We start from the raw sequence: 25,666 nt of genomic DNA, 5'->3' as shown, positions 1-25,666 counted from the left end.
CCGCTCGCGGGCTCGCGGCGGGACCCGGCGAGGGGGCCATAGGCTCGATCCGTGCCGGCACCCCGCCCGTCCGCGCCCCTCGCGGGCTCACTCGACGACCCGCAGCGGGCGCGGGACCTGGCCCGGATGAAGCGCCTGGCCACCGGGCTGTTCCTGGCCGCCGCCGTCGTCTTCCTGGCCTGCGTGCTCATCGGGGAGGACGGCGGCGCCTGGGTCGGCTACGTGCGGGCCACCGCCGAGGCCTCGATGGTGGGGGCGCTGGCCGACTGGTTCGCCGTCACCGCCCTGTTCCGGCACCCGCTGCGGCTGCCGATCCCGCACACGGCGATCATCCCGCGCAAGAAGGACCAGATCGGCGCGAGCCTGGGCACCTTCGTGCAGGAGAACTTCCTGACCCGGGCGGTGGTCGAGGAGAAGCTGGCCACCGTCGACGTCCCGGGCCGGCTGGGCGCCTTCCTCGCCGCCCCCGGGCGGGCCGAGCGGCTCTCCGGGGACGCCGCCGCGGCGCTGTCCGGCGTGACCGACCTGCTCCGCGACGAGGACGTGCAGCCCGCCGTCGCGGCGCTGGTCGACCGCAAGCTGCACGAGACGCCGGCCTCCCCGGTGCTGGCCCGGGTGCTGGAGCTGGTGGTCGACGGCGACCGGCACCAGGAGGTGCTCTCGGCGGCGCTGCGGTACATGGCCCGCTTCCTGGAGGAGAACCGCGTCGTCTTCCGCGCCCAGCTCGGGGACGCCTCGCCGGCGTGGGTGCCCGACTGGGTCGACGACCGGGTGTTCAACCGGGCCTTCACCGGGGTGCAGCAGTTCCTGGAGGAGGTCGGCGACGACCGGCACCACGAGCTGCGCCGGGTCTACGACGCCCGGCTGCGGGCCTACGTCCAGGCGCTGCGCACCGACCCGGCCACCCAGGCACGGGTCGAGGAGTTCAAGAAGGACCTGCTGGAGCACCCGGCCATCCGCACCTGGTCGGGGTCGCTGTGGACCAACGCCAAGAACTCGTTCCTCGCGGCCGCGGCCGACCCGGACTCCGAGCTGCGGGCCCGGGTCACCGCGCTGATCCGGGACGCCGCCCGCCTGCTGCAGACCGACCCGACCGCGCGCGAGCTGGTGCAGCGGCAGAGCCGGCGGGCGGCCGGCTACCTGGTCGAGCGCTTCTCCGGCGACCTGGCCGACGTCGTGGGCAGCACGGTCGCCCGCTGGGACACCGAGGAGACCAGCCGGCGCATCGAGCTCCAGGTGGGCCGGGACCTGCAGTTCATCCGGATCAACGGCACCGTCGTCGGCGGCCTGGCCGGGCTGGTCATCTACACCCTCGCCCAGCTCATCGGCTGAGCCGGAGCCCCGGGGCGCGCAGCGACGGCACGGGGACTCGTCCGACGTGCCGGCACCTGCCACGCTGTGGTCGTGACCGAGTCCAGATACCGCCTCCCCGAGGACGAGTTCCACGCCGGTGCCCGGGTGCCGGTGGAGGAACAGGTCGAGGTGCAGTCGGAGCCGGTGCCGCCACCCGCCGAGTGGCGCGGCGACGCGATGCCGTGGGCCGACGGCGGCTCCGGGGACGCCGACGGCGACTGACCGCGCCCTGGCTGGGCCGCGTCAGCGCCGGGCGGCGCCCGCCGCGTACAGCGCGATGCCGGCGGCGACGCTGACGTTGAGCGACTCGGTGTCGCGGGCGATCGGGATGCGGACGACGACGTCGCAGCGCTCGCGCACCAGCCGGGACAGCCCGGTGCCCTCGGCACCGACCACGAGCGCCACCGGGTCGGCGAAGCCGTCGAAGTCGTGCAGGTCGACGTCGCCGTCGCCGGCCAGGCCCACGGTCTGCAGCCCGGCGTCCTGGTAGGAGGCCAGCGCCCGGGCGAGGTTGACCGCGCGGGCCACGGGCAGCCGCGCGGCGGCGCCGGCGCTGGTGCGCCAGGCGGAGGCCGTCATCCCGACCGAGCGCCGCTGCGGCACGACGACCCCGTGCGCGTCGAACGCCGCGGCCGACCGGACGACGGCGCCGAGGTTGCGCGGGTCGGTGACGCCGTCCATCGCCACGACCAGCGGCGGCCGGCCGGAGTCGCGGGCGAGGTCGAGCAGGTCGTCGGGGTGGGCGTACTCGTAGGGCGGCACCTGCAGGCCGATCCCCTGGTGGAGCGCGCCGCCGGACATCCGGTCGAACTCGGCCTTGCCGACCTCGAGCAGCGGCAGCCCGCGGTCGGCGGCCAGCGTCAGCGCCTCGGTGATCCGCTCGTCGGTGCGCCCGGCGTCGGTGACCACGTACAGCGCCGTCGCGGGGATCTCCGCGCGCAGGGCCTCCACGACCGGGTTGCGGCCCAGCAGCAGCTCCGGCGTCTCCTCTGCCCGCTGGCGGCTGCGGTCGCGCTCGGCCCGGCGGCGGGCGTCGGCCTGCGCCTTGCGCTGCGCCGGGTGGCCCTTGCGCATCTCGGCCGGCGGGGTGGCCCCGCGGCCGGCCAGCGAGCGGCGGTTCTTGCCGCCGGTGCCGGCGGTCGCGGTCTTCTTGCCGGCGCCGCTGCTGCGGCCGCGGCGCTGACTGTTGCCGGCCATCAGCGGCTCAGCTCCCATCGGGGTCCGGCCGGGGTGTCCTCGACCTGCACACCGAGGGCGGTGAGCTGGTCGCGCACCGCGTCGGCGGTGGCGAAGTCCTTGCGGGCGCGGGCGGCCTGCCGCTGCTCGAGCGCCAGCCGCACGAGGCCGTCGGTGACCTCGGCCAGCCGGTCGTCGGCGCCGCCGGCCGCCGCCCAGTGCGGGTCGAGCGGGTCCAGCCCGAGGACGGCGAGCATCCCGCGCACGGCGGCCAGCGCCCCGGCCGCCGCCTCGTCGTCCCCCCGGTCCAGGGCGCCGTTGCCGTCGCGGACGGTGTCGTGCACGACCCCCATCGCGGCCGAGGTGCGCAGGTCGTCGTCCATGGCGGCGTCGAAGGCCGCCGGGCGCCCGGCCGGCCCGACGTCCCCCACGCGCTCGACGGCCCGCCGCACGAAGGACTCGACCCGCCGGTAGGCGACGCCGGCCTCCTGCAGGGCGGCGTCGGTGAACTCGATGGTCGACCGGTAGTGCGGGGTCACCAGGTAGTAGCGCAGCTCGACCGGCCGCACCCGCGTGACGACCTCGTCGACCAGGGCGGTGTTGCCCATCGACTTGCTCATCTTCTCGCCGCCGAGGGTCACCCAGCCGTTGTGCACCCAGTAGCGGGCGAAGCCGTCACCGGCGGCGCGGGACTGCGCCTGCTCGTTCTCGTGGTGCGGGAAGCGCAGGTCCAGCCCGCCGCCGTGGATGTCGAACTCGGCGCCGAGGTAGCGCCCGGCCATCGCCGAGCACTCCAGGTGCCAGCCGGGCCGGCCGCGGCCCCAGGGGGTCGGCCAGGACGCCGTCTCCGGCTCCCCCGGCTTCGAGCCCTTCCACAGCGCGAAGTCGCGCGGGTCGCGCTTGCGGTCGTCGGTGTCGGTGTCGGCCGCCGGCTGCAGGTCGTCGACGCGCTGTCCGGTCAGGGCGCCGTAGTCGGCGAAGGAGCGGACGTCGAAGTAGACGTCGCCGTCGACCGCGTAGGCGTGCCCGCGCTCGATCAGCCGCTCCATGAGCTCGACCATCTCCGGCACGTGGCCGGTCGCCCGCGGCTCGTAGGTGGGCGGCAGCACGCCGAGGACGTCGTAGGCGCGGGTGCAGGCCAGCTCGTTCTCGTAGGCCCAGGCCCACCACGGCACGCCGTGGGCCTCGGCCTTGGCGAGGATCTTGTCGTCGATGTCGGTGACGTTCCGGACCAGCGTCACGCGGTGCCCGGTGGCGGTCAGCCAGCGGCGCAGGACGTCGAAGTTCAGCGCGGCGCGGACGTGCCCGACGTGGGGCGGCCCCTGCACGGTGAGCCCGCAGACGTACATCGAGACCTCACCCGCGCGCAGGGGCTCGAAGTCTCGGACCGCGCGGGCGGCGGTGTCGTGCAGGCGCAGGCTCACCGCGCGGATTCTACGGAGCCCGGCGCGCCGGTCACCCGCACCACCAGCGCCGTGGCCACCGCCGCCCGGCCCTCGCCGCGCCCGACCAGCCCCAGCCCGTCGGTCGTGGTCGCCGTGACGCTCACCGGGGCGCCCAGCGCCGCCGACAGCACGGCCTGCGCCTCGGCCCGGCGCGAGCCGAGCTTCGGGGTGGGGGCGATCAGCTGCACCGACGCGTTGCCCACCGCCCAGCCGGCCGCCGCCAGCACCTCGCGCACGTGCTCCAGCACGGCCGCGCCGCGCGCACCGGCCCAGCGGGGGTCGTCGGTGCCCAGCAGGCCGCCGATGTCGCCGAGTCCTGCCGCGGCGAGGACCGCGTCGGTCAGCGCGTGGGCCACGACGTCGCCGTCGGAGTGCCCGGCGCAGCCGTCGGCGCCCGGCCACGGCAGCCCGGCCAGCCAGCACTCGCGTCCCGGCTCGACCGGGTGCACGTCGACGCCCGTGCCCACCCGCGGCAGCTCGGGGAGGCTCACCGGCCGACCTGCAGCTCGGCGAGCGCGAGGTCGTGGGCCACGGTCACCTTGGCCGCCCGCTCGTCCCCGGCGACGGTGCCCACGGGGACGCCGGCCGCCCGGACCACGGCGGCGTCGTCGGTGAGCTCGGCGCCCTCGGGCAGCGCCGCGTAGGCGGCGGCGAGCGCGGCGCGGTCGAACCCCTGCGGGGTCTGCACCCGGCGCAGCGCGGCGCGGTCGGGAGCCGCGGTGACGGTGCCCTCGGCGTCCACCACGACCGTGGTGTCGACGACCGGGAGCACCGGGACGACGGCCGGGGCCCCGGCGGCCAGCGCCGCGAGCACCCGGGCGACGACGTCGGGCGGGGTCAGGGGGCGGGCCGCGTCGTGCACGAGGACGGCGTCGGCACCCGGGTCGGCCGCGCCCAGGGCCGCCCGCACCGACGCGGTGCGGGTGGCGCCGCCGTCGACCAGCCGGGTCACGGCGGGCAGGACACCCGCGAAGGCCGCGCGCTCCGCGGCGGGGACGGCGACGACGACCTCGTCCACGCCGCCGTCGAGCAGGGTCGCGACCGCCCAGGCCACGAGCGGCCGGCCGCCGAGCGGGACCAGCGCCTTCGGGCGGTCGGCCCCCAGACGCAGACCACTCCCGGCCGCTGCGACGATGCCGACAGCGTGCACGGGAGTGGTCCGGGAGTACTACGGGCTGAGCGCGGGGCTGGCGCTCAGCTGGCGAGGACCTCGTCGAGGAGCACCTCGGCCTTGTCCTCGTTGGTGCCCTCGGCCAGGGCCAGCTCGCTGACGAGGATCTGGCGGGCCTTGGACAGCATGCGCTTCTCGCCCGCGGACAGGCCGCGGTCCTTGTCGCGCCGCCACAGGTCGCGCACGACCTCGGCGACCTTGTTCACGTCGCCGGAGGCCAGCTTCTCGAGGTTGGCCTTGTACCGGCGGGACCAGTTGGTCGGCTCCTCGGTGTGCGGCGCGCGCAGCACCTCGAAGACGCGGTTCAGCCCGTCCTGGCCGACGACGTCACGGACGCCGACGATCTCTGCGTTGTCGGCCGGGACGCGCACGGTCAGGTCACCCTGGGCGACCTTGAGCACGAGGTAGGCCTTCTCTTCGCCCTTGATGACGCGAGTCTCGATCGCCTCGATCAGAGCGGCACCGTGGTGCGGGTAGACGACGGTCTCGCCGACAGTGAAGCCCATGTGGATGTGACCCCTTTCGCTGTCCACAGCCTACCACGGCAGACTGCCCCCGGGGACGGCTCGCGATCGGCAAAGCCGCAGGTCAGGAGCCACATGGAGTACCCGGGAGGGGTTGACAGAGGCATGGTCGGTGTGCCTGCGGGGCCTGCCCGGAGGGTCCCGTCGGCCCGGGCGCTGGTGCTCGCGACGCACCCCGGCCCGGCCGTCGCGGTGACGACCGTGGCCACCCTGCTGGCCGTCGCCGCGGGGGTGCCGGCGGGGCGGGTGGTGCTGGTGTGCCTCGCCGTCCTCGCAGGTCAGGCGTCCATCGGGTGGAGCAACGACTGGCTCGACGCCGACCGCGACCGGGCCGTCGCACGGGCCGACAAGCCGGTCGTGCAGGGCGCCGTGGACCCCGCTCTGCTGCGCTCGGCGGCGCTGGCGAGCGTCGTCCTGGCCGTCGTCCTGTCGCTGCTGCTGGGCGTCGCGCCCGGCCTGCTGCTGCTGGCGCTCGTGGCGAGCGGGTGGGCCTACAACGCCGGCCTGAAGCGCACGGCGGCCTCCGCCGTGCCCTACGTGACCGGCTTCGGGCTGCTGCCGGCCGGCGTCGTCGCCGCGGCACCGGGCACGCCGGCGGCGCCCTGGTGGCTGGTCGCCGCGGGCGGCGCGCTCGGGGCCGCGGCCCATCTCGCCAACGTCGCCCCCGACATCGAGGAGGACCTCGCCACCGGCGTGCGGGGACTGCCGCACCGGATCGGCGCGGCCGCCTCGGCGGTGACCGGCGCGGTGCTGCTGTTCGGCGCCTCGCTGGTGCTCGTGCTCGCCCCCGAGGGGCCGCCGACGGCGGCCGGGTGGGCCGCGCTGGCCCTCGCCGTGCCCGCCGTCGCCGTGGCGGCGCTGTCCGGGACGGCACGCTTCCGCCGGCTCGCCTTCCCGGCGGTGATGCTGCTGACGGTGCTGGACGTCGTCCTGCTGCTGCTGGGCGGCGCCGCGCTCACCTGACCGGGCGGTCGGCGGCGAGGACCAGCGCGCCGCTGGGGCAGGCCCGGACCGCCTCCTCCACGGCGGCCCGGTCGTCCTCCGCCGGCCGGCGCACCTGCAGCACGCCGTCGTCGTCGAGCTCGAAGACGTCCGGTGCGACCACCTCGCACACCCCGCTGGCCAGGCACCGGTCCCGGTCGACCAGGACGCGTCTCACCTCGCTCCCCTCAGCGTGGCCGGCAGCCGCTTGAGCCCGTTGACGAAGGACGACTGCAGCCGGGCCGGCGGGCCGGTGACCTCGAGGTCGGGCAGGTGGTCGAAGATCGCCCGGAACGCCACCCGGATCTCCCGGCGGGCCAGGTGCGCGCCGAGGCAGAAGTGCGGGCCCTTCGAGCCGAAGCCGACGTGCGGGTTGGGGTCGCGGGACAGGTCGAAGCGGTGCGGCTCGGCGAAGACGGCGGGGTCGCGGTTGGCCGCGGCGTAGAAGAGCAGGAACTTGGTACCCGCCGGGAAGCGCTCGCCGGAGAGCTCGACCTCCTGGGTGGCGGTCCGGCGCATCCAGGTGATCGGGCTGGTCCACCGCACGATCTCCTCGACCGCGGTCCGGTCCAGCCCCGGGTCGGCGGCCCACCGGTCCCGCTGCGCGGGGTGATCGGACAACGCCAGCACGCCCTGGGAGATGGCGTTGCGGGTGGTCTCGTTGCCGGCGACCAGCAGCAGGATGAAGAAGCTGGCGATCTCCTGGTCGGTCAGCCGCTCGCCGTCGACCTCGGCGTTGACCAGAGCGGTCGTGAGGTCGTCGGCCGGCCGGCTGCGGCGCTCGACGGCCATCCGGGTCATCAGCCCGGCCAGCAGCTCCCCTGCGGTGAGGAACGCGGCGACGGCGTGCTCCTCGCTCTCGATGAGCTCGGGGTCGCCACCGGAGAGGATCACGTTCGACTGCTGGAGCACCATCGCCCGGTCGCCGTCCGGCACGCCCATCAGGTCGCAGATGACCCGCAGCGGGATGGGGGCGGCCAGGTCGGCGACGACGTCGATCCTGCCGTCGCCGGCCTCGGCGGTGCGGCGGGCCCGGGTCACGACGTCCTCGGCCACCGCCTGCACCGAGCCGACCAGGCCCTCCAGGATCCGCGGGGTGAAGGCCTTGGCCACGATCCGCCGGATCTTGGCGTGCCTCGGGTCGTCCATGCTGATCAGCGAGCCGTAGAACTCGTTGAGGTCCGGCGGCATGTCCTGGATCGACACGGCGCCCGCGCCGGAGGAGAACAGGTCGGGGCGGCAGCTGATCGCCTCGACGTCGGCGTAGCGGGTCACCGCGTGGTAGCCCGGCCCGACCGGCAGGTAGGGGATCACCGGCTCGGCGAAGAAGGCGAAGGGCGCCTCGGCGCGCAGCAGGTCCAGGACCGCGTGCTTCTCCTCCGGCGGCCGGGCCCAGAACTCCCGGTCGGAGAGGTCGATGGCCTCGAGCCCGGGCGGGGGGCCGGGCGGGACGACGGTGCTGGACAACGGGCCTCCCGGGGTCGGTGCGCGGGCCGCTCCACCGTGGCGCGCGTCACACCGGCGGTCAAGCCACTCGGCACCGGCGGGTCCGGCGCGGGGCCGGGCGGGGTGCCCGGCCCCGCCCCGGCTCAGCGGCGGCCGCCGCCGTTCCCGTTCCCGCCGTTGCCGTTCCCGCCGTTGCCGCCGGCGTTGCCGTTCCCGCCGGCGTTGCCGTTGCCGTTGCCGTTCCCGTGGCCGGCGTTGGCGCCGCTGCCGGTGCTGCCGGCCGTGGTGCCGCTGTCGGCGGTCGGCGCGGGGGCCGGCGCCGGGGCCGGCGCGTCGTCGGTGCCGTCCTCGACCGGCCCGTCGACCGGCACGGCGGGGGGCTGCTCGGCCGAGTCGTCGTCGGCCGGCAGCGAACCGAGGGCGAGCGACCGGCAGTAGCTCTCCACGGGCCCGTTCGGCTTGCCCACGCGGGCGAAGCAGCTCACGACCTCGCCGCGGACGAGGCCCGCGTGGCTGCCGGCGCTCACCCACTCGCCGAAGGAGTGCCACTCGCCGGCCTCGGGGCCCGTCGCCCACTCGCTCGGCTCGACCGGCGCGTCACCGCCCTCCCCGTCGGTGGCGTCCCCCGCGGTCGCGTCCCCGGCGCCGGCGTCGTCGCCGGTGCCCGTGCCGCCGTCGGTGGAGGTGCCGTCGGTGGAGCTGCCGTCGGTGGAGGTCCCGTCGGTCGAGCCGTCCGTGCTGCCGCCGGTCGAGCCGTCCGTGCCGCCGTCGCCGGCCACGGCGTCGCTGTCGCCGGTCGTGACGACGGCGGTGTCCTCCCCCGTCCCGGGCAGGACGTCGGTGGCGGTGGCGACGCCGGTCAGGGCCACGGCGACGGCGCCGCCCGCGACGGCCGCCTTCGCGACGGTGCCGGCGGCGGCGAACTTGACGGCGAGCGTGCTGAGGATCATGCGGGGTCTCTTCCGTGAGCTGCGTGCGGGTCGACCGACCGTCGTCCGGGACGGATCGGTGAGCAGACCGGTCGCCAGCAGCTCGGCCAGGGCCGCGTTCGGCCGCCCGGGGGCGGTGGCCTCGGCCCGCACCGCGTCGGTGAACGCGGTCAGGGCGGCGGCACCCGCGGGTCCGGGACGGCCGGCGAGGGCGGCCTCGAAGGCCTCCTCGGCGGCTCGGGCGTCGGCTGGCGTGGTCATCTCGCTCCCGTCATCGCCGGACGGACCCGCAGGGGTGCGCGGACGGCCCCCGGGTCACCCGTCGGGGTGGGGCCGGCCGGCGCCAGCTCCTCCCGCAGCCGGCGCAGTCCGCGCCGCTGCAGCGCCTTGACCGACCCCACGGACCGGCCCATGACCTCGGCGACCTGCTCCACGGTGAGGTCGGCGAGCACCCGCAGGAGCAGCACCGACCGCTGGTCGGCCGGCAGCCCGGCGCACAGCTCGTGCACCCGCTCGGTCCCCAGCCGCAGCAGCGCGTCGTCCTCCACGTCGCCGCCCGCGGCGTCGGGCACGAGCTCGTCCCCGCCCTCGGCCAGCTGCGGCCGGCGGCCGCGCCGCCGCCAGTCGTCGGCCAGCCGGCGGTGGGCGATGGTGAACACCCACGACCGCAGGCCCTGCTCGTCGCCCTCGAAGCCGTCCAGCCCGCGGAAGACGGCGAGGAAGGTCTCGCTCGCCAGGTCGTCGGGCTCCAGCGCGCCGTGCAGCCGCAGGTAGCCGGTCACCGCGGGGGCCAGGTCGCGGTAGAGCACCTCGAAGGCCCACGCCGCGCCCGTCCGGGCCGCGGCGAGCACGTCGTCGAAGGCCGGGCCCACGCCGGTCTGCCTCGCCATCGCACCTCCCGCCGTCCTCCCCGTGGCGGGGATGGCATCGGCAGGTGCGGCGCGGGACTGGACCGCTGTCGCCCGGTCGGGCGGTCGGCGTCAGAGCGGGCGGGTGCCCCGGTCGTGCTCCTGCTCGACGACGAGCGGCAGGTCCTTCAGCCGGTCCAGCCCCTGCAGCGGACGGCGCATCCGCTGGTTGCCGGCCAGCCGCCCGCGGTTGCGCTCGAGGAAGGCCCAGTAGCCGGCGGTGTAGGGGCAGGCGTCCTCGCCGAGCCGCTTGCGCGGGTCGTAGCGGCAGCCGCCGCAGTAGTCGCTCATCCGGTCGATGTAGGCCCCGCCCGCGGCGTAGGGCTTGGTCGCGAGCACCCCGCCGTCGGCGTGCTGGCTCATCCCGACGACGTTGCTGACCATCACCCAGTCGTAGCCGTCGACGAAGGACCGGTGGAACCAGTCGGTCATCTCCAGCGGGTCGATGCCGCGCTGGAGCGCGTAGTTGCCCAGCACCATCAGCCGCGGGATGTGGTGGACCCAGCCGTCCCGGCGCAGGTCGGTGAGGACGTCGGACATGCAGGCCGCCTCCACGGCGTCGCCGTCGAGCTCGGCGAGCCAGTCCGGCACCCGCTCGGTGGCCGCCAGCGCGTTGCTGTGGCGGTAGTCGCGGCCCAGGTACCAGTAGAGGTGCCAGACGTAGTCCCGCCAGCCCATGACCTGCCGGACGAAGCCCTCGACGCTGTTGAGCGGCAGCGGGTCGCCCACCGCGGCGCGGTCGCGGGCGGTGCGCTCGGCGGCGGTGACGACCTCCAGCGGGTCGAGCAGGCCGAGGTTGAGCGCCGGCGACAGCAGCGAGTGGGCCAGCCACCGGTCACCGGCCAGCATCGCGTCCTCGTGCGGGCCGAAGGCGCCCAGCCGGTTCTCGAGGAAGTCGTCGAGCCGGTACAGCGCCTCCGCCCGGGTGACCGGGAACAGCCGCGGGCCGTCGTCCCCCACGAACGAGACCAGCCCCTCGGCCTCCCACCGGTCGAGGTCGGCCCGGACCTCGGCGTCGATCTCGTCCTCCTCCGGCCACCACGGCTCCGGGACGCCGACCCGGCCGTCGGCCGGCGGGGGCTCGCGGTTCTCGGCGTCGAGGTTCCACCGCCCGCCCACCGGCTCGGCGCCGTTCATCAGGACGTCGTGCCGGCGGCGCGAGTCCCGGTAGAAGTCCTCCATCAGCAGCCGGCCGCGCCGTCCGCCCGCCCCGCCGCCCCCGCGACCCCGGCCGCCGGCCCACGCGGCGAACTCCGCCTGGGTCGCGACGAAGCCACGGGCGGCGAGCACCTGCAGGCCGGGACGGCGCAGCACGTAGTCGCGGCTGCTCCAGGTGGTGGGCGCGCACACCGACAGCGGCTCGCCGACCCGGTCGAGCGCCTCGGCGTAGGTGGTGACCCGGTGCAGCTCGGCCTGCTCGCCCAGCTCGGCCGCGCGGTGCCGCAGCGCCGACAGCACCAGGTGCGCCTTCTGCCGGTGGAAGCGGCGCCGGGCGAACACCGCCCGGGACTCGATCAGCAGCACCGGCTGGTCGGGCGCGTCGAGGAAGTGCGGGCCCAGTTGGTCGGCGAAGCACCACCGGCGTGTGGCGGGCGCGCGCACGGGGAAGTCAGCGAGCGCAGGGTCCACGTCGTCCCGGAGACCCACGGCCTCACCTCCCGGCGGTCATCGTGGGTCGACCGTTAGGCTCGGCGCGACTCGAGCCACCGAACTCGCGGTGGCCGGCACGTGTTCGCTGGAGGTCGTCGGCTGTGAACCGCGCACTGCGCGCCGCCACCATGGGGGTGCTCCTGCTGACCCCCGTCGCACTGACCGCCTGCAGCGCCGGACAGGTCAACCAGACCGCCTCGCAGGACCGCGACAAGGTCGGCCCGTCCGCCCAGATCGGCGACCTGGAGCTGCGTCAGGTCCAGCTCGCGAACCCCTGCGAGGCCGGTGACGAGGAGGCGACGGCCTACGAGTCGGGGGACGACCCCGAGCTCGTGCTGTCGATCGTCAACGGCAGCCGCGAGGAGGACACCCTCACCGGCGTCTCGGGCGACGTCTTCGACGGCGTCTACGTCGACGAGCTGCCGGGCGAGACCTCGCCCACCCCCACCGCGGCGCCCACGACGTCGGCCGCCCCGTCCGCCTCCGCCGAGCCGGAGGCGGGCACGACGGAGACGCCGGGTACCACCGACACCCCCACCACGACCGAGACCCCGAGCGGCTCGGAGGCCCCGGAGACCGGCGCGGCCCCGACCTCGGCGGCCCCCACCACCTCCGCGGCCCCCTCGGCGAGCACCAGCGTCGACATCCCGCTGCCGGCCGGCGCGGTGACCACCATCGGCCTGCGGCAGTACGACGCCGAGCAGCCCTGCGAGCCCGAGGTCGACGCGGACACCACCCGCCTCTTCCTCGCCGACCTCGACGTCGACGCCCCGCTGACCGCCAGCCAGACGGTCACCGTCACGCTGACGTTCCAGAACGCCGGCGAGGTGACGGTCCAGGCGCTGGTCGCCGGCCCGGGCGGCGAGCTGCCCCGTGGCGAGGCCTTCGACTTCCACGAGGAAGAGGGCGCCGACGGCGGCGACGAGCAGGACACCGAGGCCGAGTAGCGGCGCTCCCCGGGATCGTCGTACCCCGCGGCTAGCGTCGGGGCGTGCCTCCCGCCGCCAAGACAGCCCGTCCCGCCCACCGCTGCACCGAGTGCGGCTTCGCCTCGGCGAAGTGGGTCGGGCGCTGCCCCGAGTGCCAGGCCTGGGGGACGCTGCAGGAGGTCGGCGCCGTCCCCTCCGGGGGCCTGCGCGCCGTCCTCGCGGGGGCGGTGACGGCGCCGGCGCGGCCGATCGCCCAGGTCGAGCTGACCGGCGCCCGCGCGGTGCCGACCGGCATCGCCGAGTTCGACCGCGTGCTGGGCGGCGGGCTGGTCCCCGGCGCCGTGCTGCTGGTGGCGGGCGAGCCCGGCGTCGGCAAGTCCACGCTCCTGCTGGAGGTCGCCCACCGCGTCGCCGCCGCCAACGGCCCGGCGCTCGTCGTCTCCGGCGAGGAGTCGGCCGGGCAGGTGCGGCTGCGCGCCGAGCGGATCGGCGCCCTGCACGACCGGCTCTACCTGGCGGCCGAGACCGAGCTGTCGGCGGTGCTGGCGCACGTCGAGCAGGTCCAGCCCACGCTGCTGGTCCTCGACAGCGTGCAGACCGTGCGCTCCCCCGCCGTCGACGGCACCGACGGCGGTTCCACCCAGGTCCGCGCCGTCGCCAGCGCGCTGACCGCGGTGGCCAAGAGCCGCGGCATGACCACCATCCTCGTCGGCCACGTGACCAAGGACGGCGCGATCGCCGGGCCGCGCACGCTCGAGCACCTGGTCGACGTCGTCGTCTCCTTCGACGGCGAGCGGCACTCCACCCTGCGGCTGGTCCGCGCCACCAAGAACCGGTTCGGCCCCGCCGACGAGATCGGCTGCTTCGAGATCGGCGACGCCGGCGTGGTCGGGGTGCCGGACCCCTCACACCTGTTCGTCTCCCGCCGGGCCGCGCCGGTCCCCGGCAGTTGCGTCACGGTGACCATGGAGGGCAGCCGGCCGCTGCTGGCCGAGGTGCAGGCGCTGGTCGCGCCGAGCGCCGGTGGGTCGCCGCGGCGGGCGGTGAGCGGTCTGGACCCCCAGCGGGTGGCGATGGTGAACGCCGTCCTGGAGCGCCGGGGCGGGGTGCGGCTGGCCCAGGCGGACGTCTTCGCCGCCTCGGTCGGCGGCGTCAAGATCGCCGAGCCCGCCGCCGACCTGGCCCTCGCGCTGGCGATCGCGTCGGCGACGGCGGACACCCCGCTGCCGGCCGGGCTGGTGGCGGTGGGCGAGGTGGGGCTCTCCGGGGAGATCCGCCGCGTGGGCGGCACCGGCCGGCGGCTGGCCGAGGCGGCCCGCCAGGGCTACCGGGTGGCGCTCGTGCCCGAGGACGCGGGGCCGGCACCCAAGGGCATGCGGCTGATCGAGGTGCCCGACCTCGGGACGGCGCTCACCCGGCTGGGCTGATCACCCTGCGAGCCACACCAGTACCGTTGCCTCCCACGTAGACTCAGGCCCCGCCCCACGTCGACCGTCAGGAGCGCTCGTGCCCCCCGCTGTGGACTCCGAGGTCGCCCTGCGCGAGCTCCTCGGCCGCATCGCTCCCGGGACGGCGCTGCGCGACGGCCTGGAGCGGATCCTGGCCGGTCGCACCGGCGCGCTGATCGTGCTCGGGTACGACCGGGTGGTCGAGTCCATCTGCACCGGCGGGTTCGCGCTCGACGTCGCGCTCTCGGCCACCCGCCTGCGCGAGCTGGCCAAGATGGACGGCGCGGTGATCGTCTCCTACGACGGTCTGCGGATCGTCCGGGCCGGCGTCCACCTCATGCCCGACCCGACCGTGCCCACGGAGGAGTCCGGCACCCGGCACCGCACCGCGGAGCGGGTGGCGATCCAGACCGGCTTCCCGGTGATCTCGGTCAGCCAGTCGATGCACATCATCAGCGTCTACGTGGCCGGCCGCCGGTACACCCTCGAGCACCCGACGACGATCCTCGCCCGCGCCAACCAGGCCCTGGCCGCCCTCGAGCGGTACAAGCTGCGCCTCGACGAGGTCGCCAGCACGCTGTCGGCGCTGGAGATCGAGGACCTGGTCACGATCCGCGACGCGATGAGCGTGAGCCAGCGGCTGGAGATGGTCCGCCGCATCGCCGACGAGATCGAGGGCTTCGTCGTCGAGCTGGGCACCGACGGGCGCCTGCTGGCCCTCCAGCTCGACGAGATGCTGGCCGGGGTCGAGGAGGACCGCGGGCTGCTGGTGCGCGACTACCTGCCCGCCACGGGTCGCCGGGCGCGCAGCACCGAGCAGGTGCTCACCGACCTGCGGGCCCTGTCGGCCACCGAGCTGCTCGACCTCTCCGCGGTGGCGCGCTGCTACGGCCTGCCCACCTCTGCCGACGCGCTCGACTCCCCGGTCAGCCCGCGCGGCTACCGCCTGCTGGCCCGGGTGCCGCGCCTGCCGGCGGGCATCATCGACCGGCTGGTCGACCACTTCGGCGGGCTGCAGAAGCTGCTGGCCGCCACCATCGAGGACCTGCTGGCCGTCGAGGGCGTCGGCGAGGCCCGCGCCCGCGGCATCCGCGAGGGCCTGTCCCGGCTGGCCGAGACCTCGATCCTCGACCGCTACAGCTGAGCGCCGCCCGGCGCGCTCAGGTGAGCGTCAGCGGCGTGTCGGGGCTCGGCTTCGTCTCCAGCCGGCCGCGCAGCACGTACTGACCCGGCGGCACCGTCGTCCGGCCGACCGTGCAGCTCGGCTCGCTGGACAGCCCGCTCCAGACCAGCGGGAAGGCCACCTGCTCGCCGGGCGCCAGCGTCCGGACGTCGTCGCTGGCCTCGGGCTGGCAGTCGTTGCTGCCCCACAGGCGCGCGCCCGCGGTGTCGAGCAGGACGATCTCCTGGAGCTCCTTGTCCAGCACCCGCACGCACGGCACCGGCGACACGTTGGTGACCACGAGCTCGAGCGTCGGGCCGCTGCCGGCCGGAGCGCTGCCGGGGCCGCGCACGTCGACGGCGATCATGTCGTCGGTGCACGGGCTTCCGGGCTCCGGGCCGGCAGGCGGTGCCGGGGCGACGGTCGGGCCGGCCGGGACGGTGGGGGTCTGCACGCTCGCCAGGGAGGGGACCACCCGCTCGAGGGCCGGCGTGCCCGCCGCCGTCGTCGGGGCCGCCGAGGTGCCGGCGGCCTGCGTCTCCCCGCCCGCGGCGTCGTCGCCACCGCCGCCGAGCAGCGACATCCCGAGCCACGTGCCGCCGCCGAGGACGGCGAGCACCAGGCCGAGCACCAGGGCCCGGCGCCGCCAGTAGACGGCGGCGGGGAGGGGGCCGACCGGGTGCAGCACGGCGAGAACCGTAGTGCGGCGACGGCCGCGGGACGGGTCCGGCGCGCCGGGTCCGGCGGACGGCACACTGGACCCCCGTGGACAGCCCCGCACCGCCGCCGCTCGCGCCCCCCGGGAGCACGGGCCCGGCTCTCGGCGAGGTGCTCGTCGACTGGTTCGCCGGCGCCGCGCGCGACCTGCCCTGGCGCCGGCCGGACACCGATCCGTGGGCCGTCCTGATCAGCGAGGTGATGCTGCAGCAGACCCCGGTGGCCCGGGTCGAGCCGGTCTGGCGCGAGTGGATGGCCCGCTGGCCCGCTCCCGCGGACCTCGCCGCCGCCTCCCCCGCCGAGGTCATCCGCGCCTGGGGCAAGCTCGGCTACCCGCGGCGCGCGCTGCGGCTGCGCGAGACCGCCGTCGCCCTGACCGAGCGCCACGGGGGCACGGTGCCGGCCGACGTCGCCGCGCTGGAGGCCCTGCCGGGGGTCGGCACCTACACGGCGCGGGCGGTGGCCTGCTTCGGGCACGGGCGACCGCAGCCGGTCGTGGACACCAACGTGCGGCGGGTCGTGGCGCGGCTGGTGCACGGCCGGGCCGAGGCCCTGCCCGCGCGGGTCTCCGACCTGGCCGACGTCGCCGCGCTCGCCCCCGCCGACCCCGCCCGCGCGGTCCGGTTCTCGGTGGCGGCGATGGAGCTCGGGGCGCTGGTGTGCGTGGCGCGCACCCCGCGCTGCGAGGCGTGCCCGGTGCGGCTGGCCTGCGCGTGGCGGCTCGCCGGCAGCCCGCCGGCCGAGGGACCGCCGCGGCGGGTGCAGCGCTTCGCCGGCACCGACCGCCAGGTGCGCGGCCGGCTGCTCGACGTGCTGCGCGCCGCCCACGGCCCGGTGCCGGCGCCCGAGCTCGACGCGGCCTGGGACGACGCCGTCCAGCGCAGCCGGTGCCTGGACTCGCTGCTCGCCGACGGGCTGGTCGAGCAGACCCCCGACGGCCGCTTCACCCTCCCCACCTGAGCGACGAGGGGCGGGGACGACGGAGGGCCGCCCCCGCGTGTGCGGGGACGGCCCTGTCGTCGTGCTGGAGGCGCCTACTCGGCCGCGGTGGCCGCCGGGCCCTCCTCCTCGCCGTCAGCGCCCGAGAGGGCCACCGGCGGGGTGTCGGGCAGGTCGATCGGCTTGGCCTCGCCGCGGAAGGTGAACTTCTGCGCCGGGCCCTCGGCGTCGTCGACGTCCACCACGATGATCTGACCCGCGGTCAGCTCGCCGTAGAGGATCTTCTCCGACAGCGCGTCCTCGATCTCGCGCTGGATGGTCCGGCGCAGCGGCCGGGCACCCAGCACCGGGTCGAAGCCCCGGGCGGCCAGCAGCTTCTTCGCCGCCGGGGTGATCTCCAGCGACATGTCCTTGTTCGCCAGCTGGCCCTCGACGCGGGCGACCATGAGGTCGACGATCTCGATGATCTCGTTCTCGGTCAGCTGGTGGAACACGACGATGTCGTCGATGCGGTTGAGGAACTCCGGCCGGAAGTGCTGCTTGAGCTCCTCGTTGACCTTGAGCTTCATCCGGTCGTAGTTGCTCTGGTCGTCGTTCCCGGCCTGGAAGCCGAGACCGACCGCCTTGGAGATGTCCCGCGTCCCGAGGTTGGTGGTGAGGATCAGGATCGTGTTCTTGAAGTCCACGATCCGGCCCTGACCGTCGGTGAGCCGGCCGTCCTCCAGCACCTGCAGGAGCGTGTTGAACACGTCCGCGTGCGCCTTCTCGATCTCGTCGAAGAGGACCACCGAGAACGGCTTGCGCCGCACCTTCTCGGTCAGCTGGCCGCCCTCGTCGTAACCGACGTAGCCGGGAGGGGCACCGACGAGGCGGGAGACCGTGAAGCGGTCGTGGAACTCGCCCATGTCGATCTGGATGAGGGCGTCGTCCTCACCGAACAGGAAGTTGGCCAGCGCCTTGGCCAGCTCGGTCTTACCGACACCCGAGGGGCCGGCGAAGATGAACGAGCCACCGGGGCGACGCGGGTCCTTGAGGCCCGCGCGGGTGCGCCGGATCGCCTGGCTGACGCTCTTGATGGCCTCTTCCTGGCCGATGATCCGCTTGTGGAGCTCGTCCTCCATGCGCAGCAGCCGGGAGGTCTCCTCCTCGGTCAGCTTGAACACCGGGATGCCGGTCCAGTTGGCGAGGACCTCGGCGATCTGCTCGTCGTCGACCTCGGCGACGACGTCCATGTCGCCGGCCTTCCACTGCTTCTCGCGCTCGGCCTTCTCGGCGAGGAGGTTCTTCTCCTTGTCGCGCAGCGACGCCGCCTTCTCGAAGTCCTGGGCGTCGATCGCCGACTCCTTCTCGCGGCGGATGGCCGCGATCCGGTCGTCGAACTCGCGCAGGTCCGGCGGGGCGGTCATCCGCTTGATCCGCATCCGGGCGCCGGCCTCGTCGATCAGGTCGATCGCCTTGTCGGGCAGGAAGCGGTCGGAGATGTACCGGTCGGCCAGCGTCGCGGCGGCGACGAGGGCGCCGTCGGTGATGCTGATCCGGTGGTGCGCCTCGTAGCGGTCGCGCAGCCCCTTGAGGATCTCGATGGTGTGCTGCAGCGTCGGCTCGCCCACCTGGATGGGCTGGAAGCGGCGCTCGAGCGCGGCGTCCTTCTCCAGGTGCTTGCGGTACTCGTCGAGCGTGGTGGCGCCGATGGTCTGCAGCTCACCACGGGCCAGCATCGGCTTGAGGATGCTGGCGGCGTCGATCGCGCCCTCCGCGGCACCGGCCCCGACGAGGGTGTGGATCTCGTCGATGAACAGGATGATGTCGCCGCGGGTGCGGATCTCCTTGAGGACCTTCTTCAGCCGCTCCTCGAAGTCACCGCGGTAGCGGGAACCGGCGACGAGCGCGCCGAGGTCCAGCGTGTAGAGCTGCTTGTCCTTGAGCGTCTCGGGGACCTCGCCCTTGACGATCGCCTGGGCCAGGCCCTCGACGACGGCGGTCTTGCCGACGCCGGGCTCGCCGATGAGGACGGGGTTGTTCTTCGTGCGGCGCGACAGCACCTGCATGACCCGCTCGATCTCCTTGGCGCGCCCGATGACCGGGTCGAGCTTGGAGTCGCGGGCGGCCTGGGTGAGGTTCCGGCCGAACTGGTCGAGGACCAGCGAGGTCGACGGCGTGCCCTCGGCGGGCCCGCCGGCCGCGGCCGGCTCCTTGCCCTGGTAGCCGGAGAGCAGCTGGATGACCTGCTGGCGGACGCGGTTGAGGTCGGCGCCCAGCTTCACGAGGACCTGGGCGGCGACGCCTTCGCCCTCGCGGATCAGGCCGAGCAGGATGTGCTCGGTGCCGATGTAGTTGTGGCCGAGCTGCAGCGCCTCGCGCAGGGACAGCTCGAGCACCTTCTTGGCCCGCGGGGTGAAGGGGATGTGGCCGGAGGGGGCCTGCTGGCCCTGGCCGATGATCTCCTCCACCTGCTGGCGGACACCCTCCAGCGAGATGCCGAGGGACTCGAGAGCCTTGGCGGCGACGCCCTCACCCTCGTGGATCAGGCCCAGGAGGATGTGCTCGGTGCCGATGTAGTTGTGGTTGAGCATCCGGGCCTCTTCCTGGGCCAGGACGACCACGCGGCGGGCTCGGTCGGTGAACCGTTCGAACATCTGCTGCTTCTCCTTCGACCGGCTGGTCCGGCACTGCCCTCCCCGTCTGTGGGGAGGAGCACCCGACGTCCGTCGGCGCGCGGGGGCACCGGTCTTTCCACTGTAGTCGCGGACTCCGACTCCCCGTCGGCACACGGCCGGGGTTGGGGAGGAGGAGCTGCCCGGTCCAACTGATGCTGGCGGGGCGGTGTTCCACTCCCGTTACGCCGTGAGCGGACGGCGGCGCCGCCCCCCGTCGGCCCGCCGGCCTCCACCCCGGCCGGGTGCCGCGTCCGCTGCGGCTGAGGGGCGCCGGAACGGATCGACCCGCGGGTGGGGACGCTGCGCGCCCCCGCCACGCGGGTCGAGGTCCGACTACGTCGGGGTGCTGCGGAGCTGCCTCAGTGCGCGGCCTCGTAGGCGTCGACGACGCTGGCCGGGATGCGGCCGCGGTCGCTGACGGCGTGGCCGTTCTTCCGCGCCCAGTCACGGATGGCGCCCGCCTGCTCGCGGTCCATCCGGCCACCGCCCCCGGTGGCCCGCGAGCGGCCCGCGCCGGACGCCCGGCCGCCGCCGCGGCTCACCTTGCGCGCCGCCTGCACGTAGCGCGAGAACGCGTCACGCATCTCCGCGGCGTTCTTCTCCGACAGGTCGATCTCGTACGTGGTGCCGTCCAGGGCGAACGAGATCGTCTCGTCGGCGGGGACGTCGTCGTTCTCGAGATCGTCGGTCTTGATGACCTGGACCTTCTGCGCCATTTACCGTTTCCTAGCCTCTCTATTCCCAGCCCCGTGACCGGATGGGTGCGTCACCGACGGCGACGACACCATCACACCACAACTCCCGACCATTCGGTGCCGATTTCGGGATATTTCGGCGGAATGGGTGAGAGCGCTGAGACGTCGGGTTCTCGGAAATGGCTCAGGAAGACAGCGGGCGCACCAGTGGGAAGAGGATGGTCTCCCGGATCCCCAATCCGGTGAGCGTCATCATCAGCCGGTCCATGCCCATGCCGACGCCGCCGGTCGGCGGCATCCCGTACTCCAGCGCCTCGAGGAAGTCCTCGTCCAGGACCATGGCCTCGGGGTCGCCGGCGGCAGCCAGCAGCGCCTGCTGGGTGAAGCGCTCGCGCTGGACGACGGGGTCGACGAGCTCGGAGTAGCCGGTGCCCCGCTCGATGCCGCCGATGTAGAGGTCCCACTTCTCGGCCAGGCCGGGGTCCGAGCGGTGCGCCCGGGTCAGCGGCGAGGTGTCGACCGGGTAGTCCTTGACGAACGTCGGGGCCTGCAGGTCGTGCTGCACCAGCGCCTCGAACAGCTCCTCGACGACCTTGCCCGGCAGCCAGTTCGGGTCGACCCCGACGTCGTGCCGCTCGGCCAGCGCGCGCAGGTGCTCCACCGGCGTCTCCGGGGTGACCTCCTCGCCCACGGCCGCGGACACGACGTCGTAGAGGCGCACCTGCGCCCACTCGCCGGAGAGGTCGATCTCCGTGCCGTCGTGGTGGCGCGCGACGTGGTCGCCGAACAGCGCCGCGCAGCACTCCTGGACCAGCTCGCGGGTGACGGTGGCCACGTCGTCGTAATCGGTGTAGGCCGCGTAGAACTCCAGCATCGCGAACTCCGGCGAGTGCGAGCTGTCGGCGCCCTCGTTGCGGAAGTTGCGGTTGATCTCGAACACGCGGTCCAGCCCGCCGACGATGCAGCGCTTGAGGAACAACTCCGGCGCGATGCGCAGGTACAGATCGAGGTCGAACGCGTTCATGTGCGTGCGGAAGGGCCGCGCCGCGGCGCCGCCGTGCACGGTCTGCAGCATCGGCGTCTCGACCTCGAGGAAACCGCGGGAGGTGAGGCCGGCGCGCAGCGTCGCGTTCACCGTGGCGCGCTGGCGGACCGTCCGGCGGGCCTCGTCGCGCACGATGAGGTCGACGTAGCGCCGGCGGACCCGCAGCTCCTCGCTCATCGGCTTGTGCGCCACGGGCAGCGGCCGCAGCGCCTTCGCCGTCAGCCGCCAGGAGTCGGCGAACACCGAGAGCTCGCCACGGCGCGACGTCCCCACCTCACCGGTGACCAGCACGTGGTCGCCGAGGTCGACGTCGGCCTTCCAGGCGGAGAGGGCCTCCTCGCCGACCCGGTCGCGGGAGAGCATCACCTGCAGCTCGGCGTCGCCCTCGCGCAGCGTCGCGAAGCACAGCTTGCCGGTGTTGCGGGAGAAGATCACCCGGCCGGCGACGCTGACGGTCTCCCCGGTCATGGTGTCCGGAGGCAGGTCCGGGTGGTCGGCGCGGACCGCGGACAGGGTCGTGGTCCGCCGGGCGTCGACGGGGTAGGGGTCGACGCCGCCGTCGCGCAGCCGGTCGAGCTTGGCCCGCCGGACCCGCATCTGCTCCGGGAGCTCGTCGTCGGACGGACCAGGCGGTTCCTCGCTCACGGAGGGTCAGCCTACGGGGAGGCCGGACGGCGCCCGGGCGGGGAACGGTGCGCCGACTGCTGCCGCTCGAAGGCCAGCCGCAGCCCGTGGACTGTCAGGTCGGGTTCGCGCTCGGAGACCGTCCGGCAGCTGTCGACGACCAGCGGCGCCAGCCCGCCCGTCGCCACGACGACCGGCGGCCGGCCGAACTGCTCGACCAGCTCGGCGGAGATGCGCCCCACCAGGCCGTCGACGAGCCCGGCGAACCCGAGCACGATGCCCGACTGCAGCGCCGCGACCGTGTTCTTGCCGATCGCCTGGGGCGGCACGGTCAGCTCGACCGAGCGCAGCTGCGCCGCCCGGCTGGCCAGCGCGTCCAGGCTCACCTCGAGCCCGGGGGCCAGCGCGCCGCCGAGGAACTGCCCGCCGGGGCCGACGGCGTCGACGTTGGTCGAGGTGCCGAAGTCGACGACGACGACGGGGCGCCCGCGGCCGTCGGCGTCCCGGCCGTACAGCTCGTGCGCGGCCAGCGCCGTCACCACCCGGTCGGCCCCGACCTCGCGCGGGTTGTCCACGTGCAGCGGGACGCCGGTGCGCACCCCGGGGCCGATGAGCACGACCGGCACCTCGAGGGAGTCCAGCAGCTGCCGCAGCGCCGGCAGCAGTGCCGGGACCGCGGAGCACGCCGCCACCCCGGTGACCTCCGTGTCGCGCAGCAGGCCGCGCCAGAGCATCCGGATCTCGTCGGCGGTCGCGTGCGCCTGCGTGGTGACCCGCCAGCCGCGGACGCACCGGTCGCCGTCGAAGACGGCGAGCACGGTGTGGCTGTTGCCGACGTCCACGGTGAGCAGCAACGCTCAGCCCTCCCGCAGGTCCAGGGCCAGGTCGAGGATCGGCGAGGAGTGCGTCAGCGCCCCCACCGACAGGTAGTCCACGCCGGTCTCGGCGACCTCGCGCGCGACGGCGAGGGTGAGCCCGCCGGTGGCCTCGAGCTCGGCCCGGTCGCCGACGGCGGCGACGACCTCGCGCAGCTGCGCCGGCGTCATGTTGTCCAGCAGGAGGAACTGCGCCCCCGCCTCGACCGCCTCCACCGCCTGTGCGGGGGTGTCGGCCTCCACCTGCACGGGCACGCGCGGGGCCCGCTCGCGGACGGCCGCCACGGCCGCGGCCACCGAACCCGCCGCGGCGACGTGGTTGTCCTTGACCATGGCGACGTCGTACAGGCCCATGCGCTTGTTCGACCCACCGCCGCAGCGGACCGCGTACTTCTCCAGCGGCCGCAGGCCCGGCGTCGTCTTGCGCGTGTCGAGCACCGTGGCGCCGGTGCCCTCGACCGCGTCGGCCCACGCCCGGGTGGCCGTGGCGATGCCGCTGGCCCGGCTGGCGATGTTGAGCGCGCTGCGCTCGGCGGCCAGCAGCGCGCGCACCGGCCCGCGGACGGTCAGCAGCACGTCGCCGCGGGACACCCGGTCGCCGTCGGCGGCGCCGGCGGTGAGCGTGGCGCCGGGCGCCAGGCGGGTGAACACCCGCGCGGCGATCGGCAGCCCGGCGACGACGCCGTCGGCGCGGGCGACCAGGTCGGCGGTGCCCAGCTGAGCCGGGGGCACGGTGGCGGCGCTGGTCACGTCGTAGGAGACGGCGAGGTCGGGCGCGCCGGGCAGCACCGCGCCGCCGGTGAGGTCCTCGGCGAGGGTGCGCTCGACCAGGGCGTCGACCCAGGCCTCCTCCAGCCCGGTGCCCGCCAGCGAGCGGGGGTCGCCCGGGGTCACCACGGGACCACCACCGGCGTCCCCACCGGACGGCGGGTCAGCTGCAGCTCGCCGGCGCTGTCCAGCCGCACGTCGAGGTGCACCCGCCAGGCGTCGGAGGCCTCCGGGTGGTCCTCGCGCCAGTGGCAGCCGCGGGTCTCCTCCCGGGCCGCCGCGGCCACGGTGAGCGCGCCGGCGACGGTGAGCAGGTCGGTGGCCTCCCAGCTCGGCACGCCGGGCGCGGCACCTGCCCCGTCGGACAGCGCAGCGGCCAGCCCGCCCAGGGTGGCCAGCGCGCCGGCCAGGCCCTCGCCGCTGCGCAGCGCCGCGACGGAGGCCGACATCGTGCCGGTGACGCGCTGCCGGCCCGCCGGGTCGAGCAGCCCGGACAGCGCGGGGGCGCCGGCCAGCGGGGCGGCGGGCAGCGGCAGCGAGCGGGCCAGCTCGGCGCCGATCCGCGCGGCGAAGACCAGCCCCTCGAGCAGTGAGTTGGAGGCCAGCCGGTTGGCGCCGTGGACGCCGGTGCACGCCACCTCGCCGCAGGCGTACAGGCCCGGCACCGTCGTCCGCCCCGCCAGGTCGGTGACCAGGCCCCCGGACGCGTAGTGCGCCGCCGGGGTGACCGGCACGAGGTCGGTGACGGGGTCGATGCCGGCCTGCCGGCAGCGGGCCACGATGGTCGGGAAGCGCTCGGGCAGGGAGGGGATCGACCGGGCGTCGAGCCAGACGTGGGGCACGCCGTCGCGCAGCTGCACCCGGGTGATCGCCTTGGCGACGACGTCCCGCGGCGCGAGCTCGGCGAGCGGGTGCACGCCCACCATGAAGCGCTCCCCCGCGCCGTCGCGCAGCACCGCGCCCTCGCCCCGCAGCGCCTCGCTGACCAGCGGCTGCTGGCCGCGGACGTCCGGGCCGAGGTACAGCGACGTCGGGTGGAACTGGACGAACTCCAGGTCGGTGGCCACCGCGCCGGCGCGCAGGCCCAGGGCCACCCCGTCACCGGTGGAGACCGGCGGGTTCGTGGTGGCGGCGTAGACCTGCCCCATCCCGCCGGTGGCCAGCACGACGGCCCGGGCGCGGACGGCGCCCACTCCGTCGGCGCTGCCCTCGCCGAGCACGTGCAGCGTGACGCCCGCGGCGCGGCCCTGGGCGTCGCGCAGCAGGTCGAGCACCATCGCGTGCTCGACCAGCGTGACGCCGGGGTCGGCCCGCACCGCCTCGTGCAGCGCACGCTGCACCTCCCACCCGGTGGCGTCGCCGCCGGCGTGCACGATGCGGTCGGCCGAGTGCCCGCCCTCGCGGGTGAGCAGCAGCCGGCCGGAGGGGTCGCGGTCGAACGCGGCGCCCCAGCCGATCAGCTGGGCCAGCCGCTCGGGCCCCTCGGTGACCAGGACCCGGACGGCGTCCGGCTCGCACAGCCCCCCGCCGGCCACCTCGGTGTCGGCGGCGTGGGCCTCGGCGCTGTCCGCGGGGTCCAGGACGGCGGCGATCCCGCCCTGGGCCCACCGGGTCGACCCGTCGTCCACCCGGACCTTGGTGACGACGGCGACCGACAGGCCGGCCGCGCGCGCGTGCAGCGCGACGCAGAGCCCGGCGATGCCGGAGCCGACGACGCAGACGTCGGCGGTCAGCTCCCAGCCCGGGTCGGGCGCGGCCAGCCGCAGGGGCAGCCCGACGAGGGTGCCGCTCGCGGGGGCCAGGCTCACCTGACCGGGACGCCCAGGTCGCTGCGCTTCTGGTCGGTCGCGCCGGGCACCGGGGCCGACGGGTCGCCGCCGAGGTCGACGATGCGGTTGGCCGCGTCGACGTGCACGACCTTGGGGATGTAGCTCTTGGCCTCGGTCTCGTCCATCAGGCCGTAGCTGATCATGATCACCATGTCGCCGGGGTGCACGAGGTGCGCGGCGGCGCCGTTGATGCCGATGACGCCGCTGCCGCGCTCGCCCGGGATCACGTAGGTCTCCAGCCGGGCGCCGTTGGTGATGTCGACGATGGCGACCTGCTCGCCCGGGATGAGGTCCGCGGCGTCGAGGAGGTCCTCGTCGATGGTCACCGAGCCGACGTAGTGCAGGTCGGCCTGGGTCACCGTCGCCCGGTGGATCTTGGACTTGAGCATCGTGCG

25 protein-coding genes are annotated in these 25,666 nt (G+C 75.3%); 7 read left to right on the top strand and 18 right to left on the bottom strand.

Going from position 1 to position 25,666, the window contains the following annotated elements; all coding sequences use genetic code 11:
- Positions 1-51 precede the first annotated feature (51 nt).
- Complete coding sequence (locus ACI8AX_RS04220; RefSeq protein WP_456548545.1) at positions 52-1,332, top strand: DUF445 domain-containing protein; 1,281 nt, start codon at positions 52-54, stop codon at positions 1,330-1,332.
- A gap of 72 nt (positions 1,333-1,404) precedes the next feature.
- Complete coding sequence (locus ACI8AX_RS04215) at positions 1,405-1,575, top strand: hypothetical protein (RefSeq protein ID WP_456548544.1); 171 nt, start codon at positions 1,405-1,407, stop codon at positions 1,573-1,575.
- A gap of 21 nt (positions 1,576-1,596) precedes the next feature.
- Here ACI8AX_RS04215 and rlmB read toward each other — a convergent pair whose 3' ends face one another.
- From rlmB to ACI8AX_RS04190, 5 genes are read right to left on the bottom strand one after another with little or no spacing between them, the layout of a single operon-like run.
- Entirely contained in the window at positions 1,597-2,568 is a 972-nt protein-coding gene (gene rlmB, locus ACI8AX_RS04210; protein WP_456548543.1) for a 23S rRNA (guanosine(2251)-2'-O)-methyltransferase RlmB, read from the bottom strand.
- Positions 2,550-3,953, bottom strand: a complete 1,404-nt coding sequence (gene cysS, locus ACI8AX_RS04205) for a cysteine--tRNA ligase (protein ID WP_456548542.1) — start codon at positions 3,951-3,953, stop codon at positions 2,550-2,552. The genes rlmB and cysS overlap by 19 nt, the downstream gene beginning before the upstream one ends.
- Entirely contained in the window at positions 3,950-4,465 is a 516-nt protein-coding gene (ispF, locus tag ACI8AX_RS04200; RefSeq protein ID WP_456548541.1) for a 2-C-methyl-D-erythritol 2,4-cyclodiphosphate synthase, read from the bottom strand. Before ispF ends, cysS begins: the two co-directional genes overlap by 4 nt.
- Positions 4,462-5,124 (bottom strand): 2-C-methyl-D-erythritol 4-phosphate cytidylyltransferase, encoded by a 663-nt coding sequence (gene ispD / locus ACI8AX_RS04195; protein ID WP_456548540.1) that lies wholly within the window; start codon positions 5,122-5,124, stop codon positions 4,462-4,464. The genes ispF and ispD overlap by 4 nt, the downstream gene beginning before the upstream one ends.
- 44 nt (positions 5,125-5,168) lie before the next feature.
- A complete protein-coding gene (locus ACI8AX_RS04190) occupies positions 5,169-5,651 on the bottom strand; it encodes a CarD family transcriptional regulator (RefSeq protein WP_073418385.1) in 483 nt (160 codons plus the stop codon).
- Positions 5,652-5,870: 219 nt separating this feature from the next.
- On the opposite strand from ACI8AX_RS04190, the gene ACI8AX_RS04185 reads away from it, so the two are divergent.
- Entirely contained in the window at positions 5,871-6,632 is a 762-nt protein-coding gene (locus ACI8AX_RS04185; RefSeq protein ID WP_456548539.1) for a UbiA family prenyltransferase, read from the top strand.
- Here the strand turns inward: ACI8AX_RS04185 and ACI8AX_RS04180 are convergent.
- From ACI8AX_RS04180 to ACI8AX_RS04160, 5 genes are all read right to left on the bottom strand, one after another.
- On the bottom strand, positions 6,625-6,828 hold the full coding sequence (locus tag ACI8AX_RS04180; RefSeq protein ID WP_456548538.1) for a ferredoxin: 204 nt from the start codon (positions 6,826-6,828) through the stop codon (positions 6,625-6,627). The two genes, ACI8AX_RS04185 and ACI8AX_RS04180, sit on opposite strands and share 8 nt — an antisense overlap.
- Complete coding sequence (locus ACI8AX_RS04175) at positions 6,825-8,117, bottom strand: cytochrome P450 (protein ID WP_456548537.1); 1,293 nt, start codon at positions 8,115-8,117, stop codon at positions 6,825-6,827. Before ACI8AX_RS04175 ends, ACI8AX_RS04180 begins: the two co-directional genes overlap by 4 nt.
- Positions 8,118-8,239: 122 nt before the next feature.
- Positions 8,240-9,286: a hypothetical protein gene (locus ACI8AX_RS04170; RefSeq protein WP_456548536.1), complete on the bottom strand. Its 1,047-nt coding sequence runs from the start codon at positions 9,284-9,286 to the stop codon at positions 8,240-8,242.
- On the bottom strand, positions 9,283-9,915 hold the full coding sequence (locus tag ACI8AX_RS04165; RefSeq protein WP_456548535.1) for an RNA polymerase sigma factor: 633 nt from the start codon (positions 9,913-9,915) through the stop codon (positions 9,283-9,285). The genes ACI8AX_RS04170 and ACI8AX_RS04165 overlap by 4 nt, the downstream gene beginning before the upstream one ends.
- Positions 9,916-10,005: 90 nt before the next feature.
- Positions 10,006-11,580 carry a cryptochrome/photolyase family protein gene (locus tag ACI8AX_RS04160; protein WP_456548534.1) on the bottom strand — a complete coding sequence of 525 codons (1,575 nt, stop codon included), beginning with the start codon at positions 11,578-11,580 and terminating at the stop codon, positions 10,006-10,008.
- Positions 11,581-11,684: 104 nt separating this feature from the next.
- Here ACI8AX_RS04160 and ACI8AX_RS04155 point away from each other — a divergent pair, with 104 nt between their 5' ends.
- From ACI8AX_RS04155 to disA, 3 genes are all read left to right on the top strand, one after another.
- Positions 11,685-12,530: a hypothetical protein gene (locus tag ACI8AX_RS04155; RefSeq protein WP_456548533.1), complete on the top strand. Its 846-nt coding sequence runs from the start codon at positions 11,685-11,687 to the stop codon at positions 12,528-12,530.
- Positions 12,531-12,574: 44 nt separating this feature from the next.
- Positions 12,575-13,939, top strand: coding sequence for a DNA repair protein RadA (radA, locus tag ACI8AX_RS04150; protein WP_456548532.1), 1,365 nt, complete (start codon positions 12,575-12,577; stop codon positions 13,937-13,939).
- Between the two features lie 79 nt (positions 13,940-14,018).
- A complete protein-coding gene (gene disA, locus ACI8AX_RS04145; RefSeq protein ID WP_456548531.1) occupies positions 14,019-15,104 on the top strand; it encodes a DNA integrity scanning diadenylate cyclase DisA in 1,086 nt (361 codons plus the stop codon).
- A 16-nt stretch (positions 15,105-15,120) separates the two neighbouring features.
- On the opposite strand, the gene ACI8AX_RS04140 is transcribed toward disA, so the two are convergent.
- Complete coding sequence (locus ACI8AX_RS04140) at positions 15,121-15,810, bottom strand: MucR family transcriptional regulator (protein WP_456548530.1); 690 nt, start codon at positions 15,808-15,810, stop codon at positions 15,121-15,123.
- Between the two features lie 77 nt (positions 15,811-15,887).
- Here ACI8AX_RS04140 and ACI8AX_RS04135 point away from each other — a divergent pair, with 77 nt between their 5' ends.
- Positions 15,888-16,799 (top strand): A/G-specific adenine glycosylase, encoded by a 912-nt coding sequence (locus tag ACI8AX_RS04135; protein WP_456548529.1) that lies wholly within the window; start codon positions 15,888-15,890, stop codon positions 16,797-16,799.
- A 74-nt stretch (positions 16,800-16,873) separates the two neighbouring features.
- On the opposite strand, the gene ACI8AX_RS04130 is transcribed toward ACI8AX_RS04135, so the two are convergent.
- The 7 genes from ACI8AX_RS04130 to panD form a co-directional block, all read right to left on the bottom strand.
- On the bottom strand, positions 16,874-19,414 hold the full coding sequence (locus tag ACI8AX_RS04130; protein ID WP_456548528.1) for an ATP-dependent Clp protease ATP-binding subunit: 2,541 nt from the start codon (positions 19,412-19,414) through the stop codon (positions 16,874-16,876).
- Between the two features lie 380 nt (positions 19,415-19,794).
- Entirely contained in the window at positions 19,795-20,151 is a 357-nt protein-coding gene (locus tag ACI8AX_RS04125; RefSeq protein ID WP_456548527.1) for a histone-like nucleoid-structuring protein Lsr2, read from the bottom strand.
- A 163-nt stretch (positions 20,152-20,314) separates the two neighbouring features.
- On the bottom strand, positions 20,315-21,820 hold the full coding sequence (gene lysS / locus ACI8AX_RS04120) for a lysine--tRNA ligase (protein ID WP_456548526.1): 1,506 nt from the start codon (positions 21,818-21,820) through the stop codon (positions 20,315-20,317).
- Between the two features lie 11 nt (positions 21,821-21,831).
- Positions 21,832-22,653 (bottom strand): type III pantothenate kinase, encoded by an 822-nt coding sequence (locus tag ACI8AX_RS04115; protein WP_456548525.1) that lies wholly within the window; start codon positions 22,651-22,653, stop codon positions 21,832-21,834.
- A gap of 3 nt (positions 22,654-22,656) precedes the next feature.
- Complete coding sequence (gene nadC, locus ACI8AX_RS04110; RefSeq protein WP_456548524.1) at positions 22,657-23,571, bottom strand: carboxylating nicotinate-nucleotide diphosphorylase; 915 nt, start codon at positions 23,569-23,571, stop codon at positions 22,657-22,659.
- Complete coding sequence (locus ACI8AX_RS04105; RefSeq protein ID WP_456548523.1) at positions 23,565-25,250, bottom strand: L-aspartate oxidase; 1,686 nt, start codon at positions 25,248-25,250, stop codon at positions 23,565-23,567. The genes nadC and ACI8AX_RS04105 overlap by 7 nt, the downstream gene beginning before the upstream one ends.
- Positions 25,247-25,660 (bottom strand): aspartate 1-decarboxylase, encoded by a 414-nt coding sequence (gene panD, locus ACI8AX_RS04100; protein ID WP_456548522.1) that lies wholly within the window; start codon positions 25,658-25,660, stop codon positions 25,247-25,249. Before panD ends, ACI8AX_RS04105 begins: the two co-directional genes overlap by 4 nt.
- Between the last annotated feature and the right edge of the window lie 6 nt (positions 25,661-25,666).

The organism is Blastococcus sp. SYSU D00813, assembly GCF_054050735.1.
The sequence above is the reverse complement of the archived record's forward strand: the minus strand, read 5'-3'. Positions and strand labels throughout refer to the sequence as shown.

Excerpts from the sequence above, each read along its gene's own strand:
- rlmB (WP_456548543.1), bottom strand. The coding sequence starts at position 2,568 with ATGGGAGCTGAGCCGCTGATGGCCGGCAACAGTCAGCGCCGCGGCCGC.
- ACI8AX_RS04190 (WP_073418385.1), bottom strand. The coding sequence starts at position 5,651 with ATGGGCTTCACTGTCGGCGAGACCGTCGTCTACCCGCACCACGGTGCC.
- ACI8AX_RS04170 (WP_456548536.1), bottom strand. The coding sequence starts at position 9,286 with ATGACCACGCCAGCCGACGCCCGAGCCGCCGAGGAGGCCTTCGAGGCC.
- ACI8AX_RS04165 (WP_456548535.1), bottom strand. The coding sequence starts at position 9,915 with ATGGCGAGGCAGACCGGCGTGGGCCCGGCCTTCGACGACGTGCTCGCC.
- ACI8AX_RS04130 (WP_456548528.1), bottom strand. The coding sequence starts at position 19,414 with ATGTTCGAACGGTTCACCGACCGAGCCCGCCGCGTGGTCGTCCTGGCC.
- ACI8AX_RS04125 (WP_456548527.1), bottom strand. The coding sequence starts at position 20,151 with ATGGCGCAGAAGGTCCAGGTCATCAAGACCGACGATCTCGAGAACGAC.
- panD (WP_456548522.1), bottom strand. The coding sequence starts at position 25,660 with ATGCTCAAGTCCAAGATCCACCGGGCGACGGTGACCCAGGCCGACCTG.